At 61.2% G+C, this 15,497-nt stretch carries 15 protein-coding genes; 6 read left to right on the top strand and 9 right to left on the bottom strand.

Annotated elements, in window-relative coordinates; all coding sequences use genetic code 11:
• Nucleotides 1-99 precede the first annotated feature (99 nt).
• Nucleotides 100-441 carry a hypothetical protein gene (locus FHX14_RS30765; RefSeq protein WP_003592964.1) on the top strand — a complete coding sequence of 114 codons (342 nt, stop codon included), beginning with the start codon at nucleotides 100-102 and terminating at the stop codon, nucleotides 439-441.
• Nucleotides 442-583: 142 nt separating this feature from the next.
• Nucleotides 584-1,504 carry a sugar kinase gene (locus FHX14_RS30760; protein ID WP_184380816.1) on the top strand — a complete coding sequence of 307 codons (921 nt, stop codon included), beginning with the start codon at nucleotides 584-586 and terminating at the stop codon, nucleotides 1,502-1,504.
• A gap of 86 nt (nucleotides 1,505-1,590) precedes the next feature.
• Here the strand turns inward: FHX14_RS30760 and gstI are convergent, their stop codons facing one another.
• Nucleotides 1,591-1,782 carry a glutamine synthetase translation inhibitor GstI gene (gstI, locus tag FHX14_RS30755; protein ID WP_003592961.1) on the bottom strand — a complete coding sequence of 64 codons (192 nt, stop codon included), beginning with the start codon at nucleotides 1,780-1,782 and terminating at the stop codon, nucleotides 1,591-1,593.
• Nucleotides 1,783-2,210: 428 nt separating this feature from the next.
• On the opposite strand from gstI, the gene FHX14_RS30750 reads away from it, so the two are divergent.
• Both FHX14_RS30750 and FHX14_RS30745 read left to right on the top strand, forming a co-directional pair.
• Complete coding sequence (locus FHX14_RS30750; RefSeq protein ID WP_012558550.1) at nucleotides 2,211-3,251, top strand: glutamine synthetase beta-grasp domain-containing protein; 1,041 nt, start codon at nucleotides 2,211-2,213, stop codon at nucleotides 3,249-3,251.
• Between the two features lie 239 nt (nucleotides 3,252-3,490).
• Nucleotides 3,491-4,672, top strand: coding sequence for a glycosyltransferase family 1 protein (locus tag FHX14_RS30745; protein ID WP_184380814.1), 1,182 nt, complete (start codon nucleotides 3,491-3,493; stop codon nucleotides 4,670-4,672).
• 434 nt (nucleotides 4,673-5,106) lie between these two features.
• Here FHX14_RS30745 and der read toward each other — a convergent pair whose 3' ends face one another.
• The 3 genes from der to FHX14_RS30730 all read right to left on the bottom strand — a co-directional run bounded on the left by der (nucleotide 5,107) and on the right by FHX14_RS30730 (nucleotide 7,915).
• Complete coding sequence (gene der / locus FHX14_RS30740; RefSeq protein ID WP_184380812.1) at nucleotides 5,107-6,528, bottom strand: ribosome biogenesis GTPase Der; 1,422 nt, start codon at nucleotides 6,526-6,528, stop codon at nucleotides 5,107-5,109.
• A 16-nt stretch (nucleotides 6,529-6,544) separates the two neighbouring features.
• Nucleotides 6,545-7,228 (bottom strand): tetratricopeptide repeat protein, encoded by a 684-nt coding sequence (locus FHX14_RS30735; RefSeq protein ID WP_003592953.1) that lies wholly within the window; start codon nucleotides 7,226-7,228, stop codon nucleotides 6,545-6,547.
• A gap of 102 nt (nucleotides 7,229-7,330) precedes the next feature.
• The gene (locus tag FHX14_RS30730; protein WP_003592952.1) at nucleotides 7,331-7,915 is read right to left on the bottom strand and encodes an NnrU family protein; all 585 of its coding nucleotides are present in this window, start codon (nucleotides 7,913-7,915) and stop codon (nucleotides 7,331-7,333) included.
• 122 nt (nucleotides 7,916-8,037) lie between these two features.
• Between FHX14_RS30730 and FHX14_RS30725 the strand changes: the two genes are divergently transcribed.
• The gene (locus tag FHX14_RS30725) at nucleotides 8,038-9,027 is read left to right on the top strand and encodes a hypothetical protein (RefSeq protein WP_003592950.1); all 990 of its coding nucleotides are present in this window, start codon (nucleotides 8,038-8,040) and stop codon (nucleotides 9,025-9,027) included.
• Nucleotides 9,028-9,240: 213 nt separating this feature from the next.
• Here the strand turns inward: FHX14_RS30725 and sbmA are convergent, their stop codons facing one another.
• Nucleotides 9,241-10,506, bottom strand: coding sequence for a peptide antibiotic transporter SbmA (sbmA, locus tag FHX14_RS30720; RefSeq protein ID WP_179611741.1), 1,266 nt, complete (start codon nucleotides 10,504-10,506; stop codon nucleotides 9,241-9,243).
• A 125-nt stretch (nucleotides 10,507-10,631) separates the two neighbouring features.
• Nucleotides 10,632-11,816, bottom strand: coding sequence for a YbfB/YjiJ family MFS transporter (locus FHX14_RS30715; RefSeq protein ID WP_184380838.1), 1,185 nt, complete (start codon nucleotides 11,814-11,816; stop codon nucleotides 10,632-10,634).
• A gap of 166 nt (nucleotides 11,817-11,982) precedes the next feature.
• Between FHX14_RS30715 and FHX14_RS30710 the strand changes: the two genes are divergently transcribed.
• The gene (locus FHX14_RS30710) at nucleotides 11,983-12,558 is read left to right on the top strand and encodes a PadR family transcriptional regulator (RefSeq protein ID WP_179611742.1); all 576 of its coding nucleotides are present in this window, start codon (nucleotides 11,983-11,985) and stop codon (nucleotides 12,556-12,558) included.
• A gap of 295 nt (nucleotides 12,559-12,853) precedes the next feature.
• Here the strand turns inward: FHX14_RS30710 and map are convergent, their stop codons facing one another.
• The 3 genes from map to FHX14_RS30695 form a co-directional block, all read right to left on the bottom strand.
• A complete protein-coding gene (gene map, locus FHX14_RS30705) occupies nucleotides 12,854-13,612 on the bottom strand; it encodes a type I methionyl aminopeptidase (protein WP_179611743.1) in 759 nt (252 codons plus the stop codon).
• Between the two features lie 44 nt (nucleotides 13,613-13,656).
• On the bottom strand, nucleotides 13,657-14,718 hold the full coding sequence (locus FHX14_RS30700; RefSeq protein ID WP_184380810.1) for an LLM class flavin-dependent oxidoreductase: 1,062 nt from the start codon (nucleotides 14,716-14,718) through the stop codon (nucleotides 13,657-13,659).
• Between the two features lie 220 nt (nucleotides 14,719-14,938).
• The gene (locus FHX14_RS30695; RefSeq protein WP_184380808.1) at nucleotides 14,939-15,412 is read right to left on the bottom strand and encodes an SRPBCC family protein; all 474 of its coding nucleotides are present in this window, start codon (nucleotides 15,410-15,412) and stop codon (nucleotides 14,939-14,941) included.
• Between the last annotated feature and the right edge of the window lie 85 nt (nucleotides 15,413-15,497).

Genomic DNA, 15,497 nt, shown 5'->3' with positions numbered 1-15,497 from the left:
AACGGACTTATTTTGGGTTCTAAAGTCCCCGATAAGAAAGATTTATCTGAGCGCATGCTAACGCTTTCCCGCCCAATCACGGGTTAGGGGAACGCATATATGAAATCGAGACTATCGGGATTGATCGCAGTTGCATCTGCGATCATCGCTGCCTCCGCCATTTCGGCACAGGCCGAAGATCTGAAGTTCAAGCTCACCAACGGCACTGACTCCGTCCTGACGCGCTTCTACAGCTCGCCGACGGGTGTCGCCAACTGGGAGGAAGACGTCTTCGGCGAAGACGTTCTCGATCCGGGCGAAAGCATCGACATCACCATCGCCGATGGCCGCACCGTCTGCAAATACGATATGCGCTTCGAGTTCGAGGAAGGCTCAAACCTCGCGACCACCGAAGATACGCAGGATCTCTGCCAGATGGGCAGCTACACCATCCACGAATAAGCAGCCTGCGCCGGCGCCCGCCTTCGCCTCGTTCGCGAAGGCGGGCTTTTACCTCCTGCGATATCGGCATCCACGATATCAACGCTTGTCACTCCGTCTGGCTCCGCGTATCAGCGATGAAGAGCAGTGCCGGGAGGACAAGGTGAGCAGACGGTTTCTATCGATCGGTGAATGCATGGTGGAACTCTCGCAGGCAGGCGACGGCCTGCTGCGCAAAGGTTTCGCCGGCGATACGTTCAACACCGCCTGGTATGCCCGCGCCTGCCTTGGCCCCGACTGGTCGGTCGATTATTTCACGGCGCTTGGCGACGACGCCATGTCGGATGAGATGGTGGCCTTCATCGACAAGGCGGGCATCGGCACGAGCCTCATCCGCCGCATCAGGGGCAAGACGCCCGGCCTTTACATGATCAACCTGAAGAACGGCGAACGCTCCTTCAGCTACTGGCGCGACAGCTCAGCTGCCCGCAGCCTGGCCGCCGATCCCGACAGCCTGCGCGAGGCGGTGGAGAGCGCTGACCTCGTCTATTTCTCCGGCATCACCCTTGCCATCCTGCCGCAGGAGGACGCCGCAACGCTGCTCGCCGAGATCCGCCGTGCCAAGGCCGCCGGCAAGCTGGTCGTGTTCGACCCGAACATCCGCCCTCGCCTGTGGTCGAGCTATGACATCATGCACGCGACGATCAGCGAGGGCGCACGCTCCTCCGTCCTCGTCATGCCGAGCTTCGACGACGAAGCCGCCCATTTCGGTGACGATTCCATTGAAGCGACGGTCCACCGCTATCGCGCGCTGGGCGCTGTCCATATCGTCGTGAAGAACGGCGCGGACGGGGTCAGGCTGAATTTCGCCGGCGAGGAGAGCTTCGTTCCGGCCAAGAAGGTCGAGCAAGTGGTCGATACCACCAGCGCCGGCGACAGCTTCAACGGCGCCTTCCTTGCGCACTATCTGGAAACAGCGGATGCAACCGCCGCCGCCCGCTTCGCCGCAGGCGTCGCAGCCCGTGTCGTCAGCGAACACGGCGCATTGGTGGCAAAGGAAAAACTCGGATTGGACGGCGGCTAAGCCCGCGCATAAAAATTCGGTACGAATGCCACGTACGAGGCGTTTCCTGCCTTCTCGGCCTTCCGACCCGTTAAATGGGTAGGACCTCAGGACTTCGTCGGCCGATCGGTCTCGCGAACCGCCTCGTCATGGTACCAGCAACTGTCGAGTGCCGCGTCGCAAATATCGGCGGCCTCGCGTTCCATCAGCCGGGCGCGTTCGAACCGGCTGGCGGCCCGCGGCGGCTTGACGGGAAACTGATAGACCGTTGCGGATTCACGATGGAAACCGGTGGGCATGAGATCGCCTCCATTCAGTTCGGCGCATCGACATTCAAGGCCGCGACCATAACACGATGCACATAGTTTATGCAAATTGCACAAATTATATGCATCTCTACATTATGATTGATCGATATGCTGTCTATGCCGACAGCGCCCGCCTATTTGTTCAACACTTCATCACTCCGGGCTAACGCCGAAATTTTCATCCGGTTCCGAAGGGGAAAACCGGTTTCGTGCTGATGATACGGCCTTCCCCGTCAAAACGGGGTGGATTTGACAAAAGAAAAATGCATCTCGACCAGCTGATTTGCGATTTTTCTTGTCCCGGCGGCCGAACTGGCACGCTACGTGCTTTTAGAGGTGCATCCCCTGGCGGTTGGGTGCGCTTGCGCGCCGAGATCGTCTCCGGATTTGCTCACCTTCGTAGCATTGAGAGAGTCACGATGACAAAATATAAGCTCGAGTATATTTGGCTCGATGGGTACACTCCGGTACCGAACCTGCGTGGCAAGACGCAGATCAAGGAATTCGACGTATTCCCGACGCTGGAACAGCTTCCGCTCTGGGGCTTTGACGGTTCGTCGACCATGCAGGCCGAAGGCCGCAGCTCCGATTGCGTGCTGAAGCCGGTCGCCATCTATCCCGACCCGGCCCGCACCAATGGCGCGCTCGTGATGTGCGAAGTCATGATGCCCGATGGCGTCACGCCGCACCCGAGCAACGCCCGCGCCACCATCCTCGACGACGAAGACGCCTGGTTCGGCTTCGAGCAGGAATATTTCTTCTATCAGAACGGTCGTCCGCTCGGCTTCCCTGAGCAGGGTTATCCGGCTCCGCAAGGCCCCTACTACACCGGCGTCGGTTATTCGAACGTCGGCGACGTCGCCCGCGAAATCGTCGAAGAGCATCTCGACCTCTGCCTGGCTGCCGGCATCAACCACGAAGGTATCAATGCCGAAGTGGCCAAGGGCCAGTGGGAATTCCAGATTTTCGGCAAGGGCTCCAAGAAAGCCGCCGACCAGATCTGGATGGCACGCTACCTGCTGCAGCGCCTGACCGAAAAATACGGCATCGACATCGAGTATCACTGCAAGCCGCTCGGCGACACCGACTGGAACGGCTCGGGCATGCATTGCAACTTCTCGACCAAGTACATGCGCGAAGTCGGCGGCAAGGCCTATTTCGAAGCGCTGATGGCGCAGTTCGAAAAGAACCTGATGGACCACATCGAAGTCTACGGTCCTGACAACGACAAGCGCCTGACCGGCAAGCACGAAACGGCACCGTGGAACAAGTTCTCCTACGGCGTTGCCGACCGTGGCGCCTCGATCCGCGTCCCGCACTCCTTCGTCAAGAACGACTACAAGGGCTATCTGGAAGATCGCCGCCCGAACTCACAGGGCTGCCCCTACCAGATCGCTTCGCAGGTTCTGAAGACGATTTCGGAAGTTCCGACTGCAAGCTCGGCTTCCGCTGCCGCTTAACCTCCCAAACGGCGCCGGTCCACGACCGGCGCCGTCCTTCTTTCCGCATGAAAACCGCGATCGGCCGCTGACATATTCGCGGGGATCGGGCCGCTGAAAGGCCTGCAAACGCTGGCATGCGGCTGTAATATTTCCATCATGGTCATGCCTCAAAATAGGCAAGCGGGAATCGCCGTTCCGGAACCCCGCTTTGGGGTTGAGCGTTGGCATATCGATGCAACGCGGATGGAAATCGTGACATGCTGCAACGTCCGGCAAACACTCATCACAGCGAGAGCTGGGCCAATGCCGCAGCCGCCGGCAACCTGCCCGAACGGTTGGTGATCATCACCGACGCCTGGCATCCGCAGGTCAACGGCGTTGTGCGCTCGATCGAGAACACCAATCGCGAGCTGGCCAAGATGGGCGTGGCTGTTTCGATGGTGACGCCGGAGCGCTTCAACAGCATCCCCTGCCCGACCTATCCCGAGATCCGCCTGTCGATCGCCAACTACCGCCGCATCGCCCGTGAGATCGAAAAACACAATCCCTCCTATGTGCATATCGCCACGGAAGGGCCACTGGGGTTGACCGCCCGCCGCTGGTGCCTGCGCAAGGGCATGCCCTTCTCCACCAGCTATCACACGCGCTTCCCCGAATATGTTTCCGCCCGCCTGCCGATTCCGCAAAGCTGGCTTTATGCCTTCGTACGCTGGTTCCATAATGGCGGCGCCGGCTGCATGGTCGCCACCCCGAGTCTAGCTCGCGAGCTTTCGGCACGCGGCATCAAGAACCTGATGCCCTGGACCCGGGGCATCGACGCCACGCAATTCCATCCCATGCCGCTTGAGGAAAAGCCATTCGGCCTTTCCCGCCCGATCTTTATGACGGTCGGCCGCGTGGCGCTGGAAAAGAACCTGCCGGCCTTTCTCGATCTCGACCTGCCCGGTTCGAAGGTCGTCGTGGGCGACGGCCCGGCGCGCGCCGAGCTGGAGCAGCGCTATCCCGATGTGCACTTTACCGGTGTGAAGTTCGGCGAGGAACTGGCCAAAGCCTATGCCCAGGCCGACGTCTTCGTCTTTCCGTCACTCACCGACACGTTCGGCAACACCATCCTTGAAGCGCTGGCATCGGGTGTGCCGGTTGCCGCCTATCCGGTCACCGGCCCGCTCGATATTCTCGGCGAAGACAGCGAGGTTGGCGCGCTCGACCAGAACCTTCAGGCCGCCTGCCTTGCCGCCCTCTCCGCCTCGCGCACCAAGGCGCGTGAGCTTGCCATGCAATATTCCTGGGAAGCGGCGACACTGCAGTTCATCAACAATATCCGCGCCGCCAACGGCGTCATTACGCCAAAATGGAAAAAGGCCTGGCAGTTTGCCAAATCGCTGCCAAGAAGCAGAAAGCCCGGCGAAACCGCCGGGCCTCTCCCCTCCGCAGACTGATCTCCCTATTATGCAAAGCGTGTCGTTCGCGATGGCGATCGCGCTATGCGCAGCAGTGTTTCGGCGATGGCGTTCAACGGCACAAAGTCGTGGATCGTGCCGTCGTAGCGCATCGACGTGACGCGAACGGCTGCGATGCGGCGGATCTCTCCCGGTTCCAGATCGTGGCGTTGCGCGAAGCGCTGGACAAGAGCGCTGCTTAGGTTCAAGACGACGGAGATGGTCGTGCCTGAGCCCCCTCTGCCCTGCCGGGCATCTCCCCCACAGGTGGGGAGATCGGCTGGGCGGACCCGCTCGCTCCAACATCAATTGTTTGGGGAGATACCATCCGCGAGTCGATCTACCTCCTTGGGGGAGATGCCCGGCAGGGCAGAGGGGGGTGCCTTAGGCACGGATCGATATCCGCACAAGGCGCCGACCCCGCGTCCCAGCCTCTACGTCCGCCTCTTCTTACCCTCGAACGGATTCTCGGCCGAACGGAAATGAATACGGATCGGCACGCTCGGCATGTCGAAATCGGCGCGCAAGCCGTTGATCAGATAGCGCGTATAGGATTCCGGCAGGGCATCCGAACGGGTGCAGGAGATCATGAAGGCCGGCGGACGGGCCTTCACCTGCGTCATATATTTCAGCTTGATCCGGCGGCCGGAAACGGCCGGTGGCGGGTGCTGGATCTGCTGCGTTTCCAGCCAGCGATTAAGCTTTGCCGTCGAAATGCGCTTGTTCCAGACCCTGTCCGTGTCGATGATCGACTGCATCAGCTTGTCGAGGCCCCAGCCGGTCTGGCCGGAGATCGGCACAGCGCGGATGCCGCGCGCCTGCGGCAGCAGCCGGTCGGTCTTTTCGCGAAGATCGGCAAGCACCGCCTGCCGGTCTTCGATCATGTCCCACTTGTTGAAGGCGAGCACGGCCGCGCGGCCTTCGCGCAGCACGAGATCGACGATCTGCAGATCCTGCTTCTCGAAAGGGATCGTCGCATCGAAGACGATGACGACGGTTTCGGCAAAACGGATGGCGCGCAGCGCGTCGGCGACGGAAAGCTTCTCCAGCTTCTCGGTCACCCGCGCCTTGCGGCGCATGCCTGCGGTATCGAACATTTTGATGGTGCGGCCGCGCCAATCCCATTCGACCGAAATGGAATCGCGGGTGATGCCTGCCTCCGGCCCGGTCAAAAGCCGGTCCTCGCCGAGGAAACGGTTGATCAGCGTAGACTTGCCGGCATTCGGCCGGCCGACGATCGCCACCCTGAGCGGCTTGGTGTCGTCATAGACGGGCTCTTCGTCCTCGTCTTCGCCTTCACTCGCGGCCTCGGAAATATCGACGTTGGTGACGGCGACATCCTCCTTGGCATAGGCCCGGTCCTTGCCGATCGCCTCGACGATCGCGTCGCGCAGATCGAGCATGCCCTCGCCGTGTTCGGCCGAGATCGGCGTCGGCTCGCCAAGCCCGAGCGTATAGGCGTCGTAGAAGCCGCTGTCGGAGCCGCGTGCTTCGGATTTATTGGCGACCAGCACCACCGGCTTGCCGCGCCGACGCAGCATTTCTGCAAGAGCCGTGTCGACGGGCGTCAGCCCGTTCTTGGCATCGACGACGAAAAGCGAAAGATCGGCCTCGTCGATTGCCGCTTCCGTCTGGGCGCGCATCCGGCCCTGCAGGCTTTCCTCATCGGCCTCTTCCAGACCGGCCGTGTCGATAATGGTAAAGGTCAGGCCCATCAGCCGCGCATCGCCCGGCCGGCGGTCGCGAGTCACGCCTGGCGTGTCGTCGACAAGCGCCAGCTTCTTTCCCACCAGGCGGTTGAAAAGCGTCGACTTGCCGACATTCGGACGACCGACGATCGCGACCGTGAAACTCATTCTTTTTCCTTAAAACTCAGCCCTGCGCGGCGGGCGCCTTGCCGGATGCGGTAATGAGATCAAGCATCATATGAGCGCGATTGGTAACATTGCGCGGGCTGTCGGTATCGTCGACGATTGACTGGAACCATTGCCGCGCCTGCGCCATGTTGCCGGCCTTATAGGAAGCAAGGCCGAGCGCTTCGCGCGCCGAATGGCGGAAGGCGTTGCCCGGCACGGCCATTTCCTCGATCGCGGCCGAAACCTGTTCGTAGGAGCCGTTTTCGATCAGCAGCCAGCCGGCCCGCATTTTGGCGGCGTCGCGCACGGCGGCCGGAACGCCATTATCCTTGCCGATCTCGTTGAAGGCAGCAATCGCCGCGGCAGCGTCGCCCTTCTGCGCCTGAACGGTCGCGGCCCGCATGCGCGCCAGCACCGGATAGGCACCATGGCCTTCCTTTTCGAGCTTATCGAGCGCGGCCAGCGCTTCATCGTTCTTGTTCTCGTCGGCAAGCTTCATTGCCGCCAGGAACTGATCGCCGGCGCCAGAGGAGCGGGTATCGTCCCAATATTCATAGAGAACCTTGCCGGCAGTGCCGACGACGATCAGGATGGCGACGACGATGATATAGCGGCCGAAGCGGCGCCAGACACCCTTCATCTGGTCGGACCGCAATTCCTCATTGACTTCACGGATGAAGCTGTCGTCGTTGAATGCCATTCTCGTCTCCGGCCGCGGAAATACCCAACACTATGCAAGATGCATATTGCCGGGCCTTCTACCCCATTTTGCCGCAGTTGTAAGGGGGATATGAAAGATTCGTTACATCACAAGCGGCGAAACGCCGATCAACCATTCGTGCAGCTTCCAGATGATCAGCGCCCAGACGACGATGCCGATGACGATCGCATAGAGATCGTATTTGGCCGACACGAACGGCCGGAGCACGATCTCGCCCGCCCGCTGCCGCCGTTTCAGCGAAATGCGCAGGATGACGCCCCAGGCGAGAAAGGCCGCAAACAGCAGCACCGACGAGGTCTCGCCATTGGCGAGCAGATGCGCCAGCGCCCAGATCTTCACCGACAGCACCATCGGATGTTTGGCCTTGGTCGCAATATGCCCCGCCGGCAGCAGCGAGGCGACCAGACAGATCATCGCGATCAGCATCAGGGTAATGGTGATATGCGCCATCCAGACCGGCGGATTGTAGAGTATGCCGGTCACCTGGCGGGCTTGGCCAAATCCGTAGATCAACAGAATCAGCGTCGCAAGACTGGCGATCGAATAAGCCGCCCGCCAGCCCTTCTCGCCGAGGCTTGCGATCATCGAGGCGCGAAAGCCGGGGGCGACCACCCGCACCAGATGCACCCCGAGGAAAAGTATAATGCCGACGATAAGCAATGCCATGGCGGATCCCTTCCGTGCCGTTTGTCATGGCTTAGCGGCTGGCGGGAAAAAATACCAGTTGAGACCGCAGCTTCGCCGCAATTCTATCGGAGGGAAACCGCGAACAAATTGTCGCGGTGCCCATGTCTCGTCCTCTCCTCTCCGCCTGTCTGGCTGCCTCCTTCCTTCTGCCTGTCACGGCAGAGGCGGCCGACCGGCCGAAACAGCTGGTCATCATCTCGTTCGACGGCGCCCACGACAATGCGCTCTGGCTGAAAAGCCGCGAGATGGCCGCAAAGAACGGCGCCCATTTCACCTATTTCCTATCCTGCACCTTCCTGATGAACGAGGCGGCGAAGAAGGCCTACCAGGCGCCGCACCAGAAACGCGGAAAATCCAATGTCGGCTTCGCCCAGAGCGGCGACGAGATCCGCGAACGCCTCGGCAATATCTGGCACGCCCATCTCGAAGGTCACGACATATCGAGCCACGCCTGCGGCCATTTCGATGGCCGCGAGTGGAGCGAGGCCGACTGGTCGGCCGAATACGCCACCTTCCACGCAACCCTGAAAAATGCCTGGAAAGGCGTCGGTCTGGACGAGCCGGCCGGCTGGCAGGATCTCGCCGATCACGGCATCAAGGGTTTCCGCGCCCCCTACCTTTCCGCGACCGCGGGCGCCGACATGATTGCCGCCGAAAAGAAGGCGGGCTTCAGCTATGACGCGAGCCTCGTCACCAAAGGCCCGGCCATGCCTGTCGAGGAGGACGGCATCATCCGCTTCGGCCTGCCGCTGATCCCTGAAGGCCCAAGCGAAAAACCGATCATCGGCATGGACTACAATCTCTTCGTACGCCACTCCAAAGGCGAGGAAGATACCGCAGACAGTTCAGCCTTCGAGCAGCGCGCCTATTCAGCCTTCAAAGAGGCTTTTGACAAGCAATATGCCGGAAGCCGAATCCCCCTCCAGCTCGGCTTCCACTTCGTCGAGATGAACGGCGGCGCCTACTGGCGCGCCCTCGACCGTCTGGTCAGCGACGTCTGCCATCGAGCCGATGTCGCCTGCGTCAGCTATTCGGAAGCGATCCCGATGATCGAGGCGCGCGGAAGATTGCAGCAGACGTCGGGGCTATGACGGGATAGTTTTTAAAGCGAAACGTCGAACCGAGCGGCCCCCTCATCCGGCTACCGCCACCTCTCCCCGCTGGGGAGAAGAGACAAGCAGCGGCGTCTCAACTCCCTCTTCTCCCCAGCGGGGAGAAGGTGCCCGTAGGGCGGATGAGGGGGCCACACGGCATGCCGTCATGGAATGCCCGCGTACCCTTCCCCATCCAGGCAGCCCCACTCATCAACCGTCGGCGTGCACGACACCCGCATCACGCTCCAGATAACGCTGGTCGATATCCGGCAGCGGCTCATCGTCAATTGCTGCCTCGAAGGCCTTGAGGCGCTTGTGGATAGAGAGCAGCTCGATGATCGTTGTCCAGGAATTGACCAGATACTGGAACGAGTTGCTGACCTGCCCGAAGGCTGTCGAGATCTGCTGGAAGATACCGTAGGTGATAGTGCCCGCCACGATCGTCGGCACCAGCATGAAGACCACGAAGAGTGCGTCGGCCTGGATGTAGAAATAGCGGGCGACATTGAAATACATGTAGTGGAAATACATGCGGTAATAGTTGCGGCGAACGTTGCCGAAGAGTTCGGTGACCGTCAGCGGCTGAGCCCGTTCCGCATGGTCCTCGCCATAGACCAACTCCTTGCGATAGGCCGCTTCGACGCGCTGGTTACGGAAGTTCAGGCCCGGCAGCTTGACGCCCGCGACCGCCAGCAAAACCGTGCCGAACGCCGACCAGAAGAGCGCCAGCCAGAAGAGCGAATTCGCCACCGGCCCAATGAACGGTAGTTCCGTCACATAATGCGACAGCGCCAGAAGGATCGGAAGGAATACCACGAGCGTCATCACCGAGTTGATGAGGCTGATGCCAAGACCTTCGAGCGTGCTCGAAAAGCGCATCGTGTCTTCCTGAACGCGCTGCGAGGCGCCTTCGATATGGCGCAGCTTTTCCCACTTCGACATGTAGAAATTGTTCATCGCCGTGCGCCAGCGGAAGATGTAGTGGCTGGTGAAAAAGTCGGTCATGATCGACACGAACATGCTGAGGAACGCGATCTGACAGAAGACCCACATCAAGCTATAAAAATTGTCGACGGAAATGCCCGGCTGCTTCGACAATGCGTTCTGCAGCAGGTCGCCGAATGGCCGGCGCCAGTTGTTGATCACGACGCTGATCTGGACGCCGAAATAGGTGACGAAGATGATCAGCGCCGACCCCCAGATCGACCACAACTTCCAGGGATGATGCACCGCCTTCAGATGCCATGCGCCACAGAAAATCACCGCCGTAAGGAAGAAATAGCCGTAGAACCAAAGATTTTCGGGCAGCAGGAAGAACGACAGGTCGATAGGTTGCTGTTCTTCCGGAACAGGCCCATAGCCGAGCGATACACCGAGATGACCGGCGAAGAGATACCAGCCGGCGATCGAAATCAGCGTCCAAACCACGAGCGAGGTAAAGAACGCCTTCGGCTGGGGAAAAAAGGAATGAAACACGGGGAGCTTTGCTTTCCTGAACTGTGAGTCTCGGGAGTGTCATGGAACACTGATTTTGCCGGAAACTAAGGCAGTTCGAAGGAAGCAGCAATGGGTTCAGCCGATTGTTACGCAGATGTAACGGGTTAAGCGATTTTCTTGATCACCGGCATCACCAGCCCCGCGCAGGCGATGAGCGCGGCTGCGGCAATTACCGTCGGAAAGGTGAAACTGCCCGAGCGTTCGGCAATCCAGCCGGCAACGACAGGCCCGACGATCTGGCCGACACCGAAGGCGGCCGTCATCATCGCCAGGATCCGCCGCGGGCTCTCCGGGGAAAGCTTGCGGCCGATCTGCAGCCCGTAAGCGGTGATCGCGAGGAAGGTCGCCCCGAACAGCGCGCCGCCGATCAGCGGTGCGGCAGAGTGCGGCAGCATGACGGTTGCGAGCACGCCGGCGGCTTCGACCAGAAGTGCTGCGACATAGACGCCGCCGAGCCCGAGCGGCCTGACCAGCGGCTTCCAGGCAAACAGCGCCACCGCCGACGTCAGGCCGGCGATGAACCAGCAGAGAAATTCGACGAAGGCACCCGTGGCGGACAGGCGGGCGATCGTGACGAGAAAGGTCGCGGTGATCACATAGCCGAAGCCGAACAGGCCGTAGGACAGCGTGATCAGCACCATCGGTCGGCTCCAGACGAGGGCCGGCTCCTTGCCCGTGCGCGCCGATTGCGCCGGCGCCGACGGCAAGAGCAGAAAGACCACGACGAGGCTCGCCGCGCAGTAGAGCGCGCCGCCAATCCAGTCGGCGCGCCAGCTTTCCGGGCCGCCGTGAAAGCCGAGGCCGATGAGAAACACCATGATCGAGGACAGCGCGATCCCCGCCCCCGGCCCGCCGAAATGCGCTGCCTGCACATGGTCGTTGCCGGCGGCAGCCCCGTGGCTGAGCACGATCGATGAGGTGAAGACCATCGCAAAAGCGCTGGCGAGGCCGGCCAGAAAGCGAATGACGGCAAAGACTGCGACGGAATTTGTGGCGGCCATGGCGGCGAGCAGGATTGCGGTGGCCAGCAGTGCCAGCAGCGCCACCAGCCGCTCGCGCCCCGCCGCCCAGCCATAGGCGGCAAGCACGGCGCCGACGAGATAACCGACGAAATTCGCCGAAGCGATAAAACCTGCATCCGCCGCCGAAAGCGGCACGCCGCTCATCATGCCGGGCAGGATCGGCGTGTAGGAGAAACGCCCGAAGCCCATGGCCGCCGCCATCGCAACGGCGCCGGCGGCGGCAGTGGATACGAGATTCGGCGGGGAATGACGGATGCGCTCGAGCATGCAGCGCTTATCGCGCCGCAGCACCTGCACGACAATCAAGTAATTCTGATCGGTCGATCAATTTCCGGAAACATGAAAAATTCCTCGCCTCCCTTAAAAGCAATTATCTTACGATATATGTTTTACGACATAGCCAACGATACATCCAACGATGAAAGGAAAAGTCATGAGAGGTTTTAAGGGCGGCATGTTCGGCGACGCTTTCCGCATGGGCCGCAAATTTGCGGCCGGCGATCTGCAGCTCGTCATTCTGGCGCTGCTCGCTGAGCAACCCCGCCACGGCTATGAATTGATAAAGTTGCTGGAGGAACGCTCCGGCGGCTTCTACGTGCCGAGCCCCGGCGTTATCTACCCGGCGCTCACCTATCTCGAAGAAACCGGTCTTGCCGAGGTGGAGAACGAGGGTACCAAGAAACTCTACAGCATCACCGAGGCCGGCCGCCGCCGCGTCGAGGAAAACCGCGACATGATCCTGCACACGCTCGCCAAGCTGGAACGCATCGGCGAGAAGATGGCCTATGTGAAGCGCGTCTTCGAAACCGACCGACACGGCGCCGACGAGGGTGATGACGGCGATTTCATGCAGGACGGCGGCGATATCCGCGCCGCCCGCTTGCTGCTGCGCTCGGCCCTTCGGATGCGTTATCCCTGGTCGAAGCCCGAGGGCGCCCGCATCGCCGGCATATTGGAACGTGCGGCGACGGAAATCCTGCAGGGCGGCAGGCCGGAAACGCGGGGGTGAGGAAGAAGGTTGGCGCCGAGTTCGGTGGGTTGCAAGTGCACTAAACCTCTCCGCCCTCATTCCTGTGCTCGTCACAGGAATCCAGTGCGCCCAGGTCCCTGGGCGCGTGAGACTGTCTTCAACTGCTTATGGAGTCATTCACCGCGCCGACGCGCGGTGGCTGGATTCCTGTGACGAGCACAGGAATGAGGGAGGAGAAGTGACCGTCCCCGACGATGCGCCGTCGAGACGCCGGCAGATCACGGTAACCATCGGGTATCCTCGAAGGGCGCGGCGCTTCCCTAATGGCGCTGCCCTACGCCCGCCCGTCCGGTAAAGTCAGTATCACCGGCCCGTTACGCGTTGCCACAACCGTGTGTTCATACTGCACGGTCGGCGCCTTCGGATCGGCATAGAGCGTCCATGCATCGTCGCCGCCTTCCGCCCAGGTCGCGCCGAGCGACAGGAAAGGCTCGACAGTAAAGACGAGCCCATCCGTCATGACGCGTTTTTCCGAAGGGTCCGGCCAGGTCGAGAGTTCGGCCGGCTCCTCGTGGAGCGAGCGGCCGACGCCGTGGCTCGCCAGATTGGCGACCAGCGTATAGCGGTTCTTCTGCGCGAAGGCGCCGACAGCGGTGCCGATCTTTGCCAGCGGCTCGCCCGATTTCACCTGGTTAAGCCCGACCCAGAGCGCCCGCTTGCCGTCGCGGCAGAGCTTGTCGATCTTCGGCTTGACCGGCGGCATCGCGAAGGAAGCGCCGGTATCGGCGAAGAAGCCGTCCTTCTCGGCCGAAACGTCGATGTTGATAAGGTCGCCGGCGTGGATGACGCGCGGCCCGGGAATGCCGTGGGCGATTTCCTCATTGATACTGATGCAGGTCGCCCCCGGAAACTGGTAGCAGAACTCCGGCGCCGAGCGCGCGCCCGAATCTTCGAGCACCTTGCGGCCGATCCGGTCGAGCTCCAGCGTCGTCATGCCGGGCTCCATCGCCGCCGCCATCACCTGGATGGCGTTGGCGCAGATCCGGCCGATCTCCTTGAGTTTTGTCAGTTCGTCGTCATTTGCGATAACCATTCGTCTGTTCCGGCTTTGCGCAGGGGCGACCGCAGCCGCCTTGGTTAGGCCGTGGCTTTCGCCCCTTCGCCGCTTTCAGTCAATGCCTTTCTGACGATCGGCGCGACTTTCGTCCCGTAGAGCTCGATGCCGCGCATGATCTGATCATGCGGCATCAGGCCTATCGCCATCTGCAGCAGGAAGCGGTCGTTCTTGAAGAGTGCGTGATGGGCGATGATCTTTTCGGCCACCACCTCGGGATCCCCAACGAAGAGCGCACCGTTCGGTCCGCGCGACATGTCGAACTGCGTCCGGCTCGTCGGCCCCCAGCCGCGCTCGCGGCCGATGCGGTTCATCACTTCGGCCTGCGGCCCGTAAAACTGTTCGGCGGCGGCCTCCGTCGTCTCGGCGATGAAGCCGTGGACATTGATGCTGGTTTTCAGCTTGGCCTGATCCTGGCCGGCGCGCCGCGCCGCCTCCCGGTAAAGATCGAAGAGCGGCGCGAAACGGCGCGGCTCGCCGCCGATGATTGCCAGCGCCACCGGCAGGCCGAGCGCACCGGCGCGCGCCACCGATTGCGGCGTGCCGCCGACGGCGATCCACAGCGGCAGCGGATCCTGCAGCGGTCTGGGATAGACGCCGCGCCCGCGGATCGGCGCGCGAAGCTCGCCGCTCCACTCGACCGTCTCGCCATCGCGCAACGCCAAAAGCAGATCGAGCTTTTCCTCGAAGAGCTGGTCGTAATCCTCGAGATTGTAACCGAACAGCGGGAAGGACTCGATGAAGGAGCCGCGCCCCGCCATGATCTCAGCCCGGCCGTTCGAAATCAGGTCGAGCGTCGAAAACTGCTGGAACACGCGCACCGGATCATCGGAGGAAAGCACAGTGACCGCGCTGGTCAGCCGGATGTTTTTCGTCTTGACGGCCGCCGCCGCCAGCGCGACGGCAGGCGCCGACGCCGCATAATCCGGCCGATGATGTTCGCCGAGCCCGAAGACGTCGAGCCCCACCTGATCGGCAAGCTCGATCTCCTCGATCAGATGCTTCAGCCGTTCGGCCCCTTCCACTCCCTTGCTGCGGGAGGGAGTGGGATTGACATCCGCAAACGTATAAAGACCCAGTTCCATCGTCGGCATCCTGTTGAATTCCGCCCGGAGATAAGGATCGCCGAGACCGAGCGCAAATACAAACTCTGGAACAGAATGTTCGAGAATTTCGATAACAACGGGATGTCTTTGGTCCTCCGTCCATTGGCGCCGACCGAACTATCAATTCGAATCTGAATTCAATGACTTCGAGGCACCGGCGGAATCATCTTCCAAGCTGCCTCAACTCGCACATGAAGCGTCAGGACGGCGCCCTCGCCAGCAATTCCGCCAGCTGATCTGCGGCCTTGCCCCATCCTTCATGGAAGCCCATCTTCTCGTGCGTTTCCTTGTCTTCAGCGCGCCAGTGCAGCGCCTTGGCGGTATATTTCGTCCTGCCGTTGCCGAGGTCTTCGAGCAGGATGACGCCGGTGAAGAAAGGTTTTTCGGCTGGCACCCAGGCGCTCGTATAGGCGTCGGTGAAGACGATCTTCTCGTTCTCGACGATCTCCAGGTAGACGCCGCGGTTCGGATAGCGATTGCCCTCGGGATCCTGCATGACGACGACGCTGGAACCGCCGGGACGGACGTCGAGCGTCGCTTCGGCAACACCCCAGGGGCTCGGAACGAACCACTGCTTCAGCAGATCGGGATCGGTCCATGCCTTGTAGATCTTCTCACGCGGAGCGTCGAATTCGCGAACGAGGACGAGTTCATGTTGGGTGCTGGTGGTCATTTCAACATCTCTCCATTTGAATAACCCTGTTTCTGTCAGGCTGTTACAAGGACGTGTCAAACTTCGCCGTTCCGACAAAGCGCCT

Source organism: Rhizobium sp. BK619 (assembly GCF_014195245.1).
GTDB classification, from domain to species: domain Bacteria; phylum Pseudomonadota; class Alphaproteobacteria; order Rhizobiales; family Rhizobiaceae; genus Rhizobium; species Rhizobium acidisoli.
This window is presented reverse-complemented; position numbering and strand designations above follow the sequence as displayed.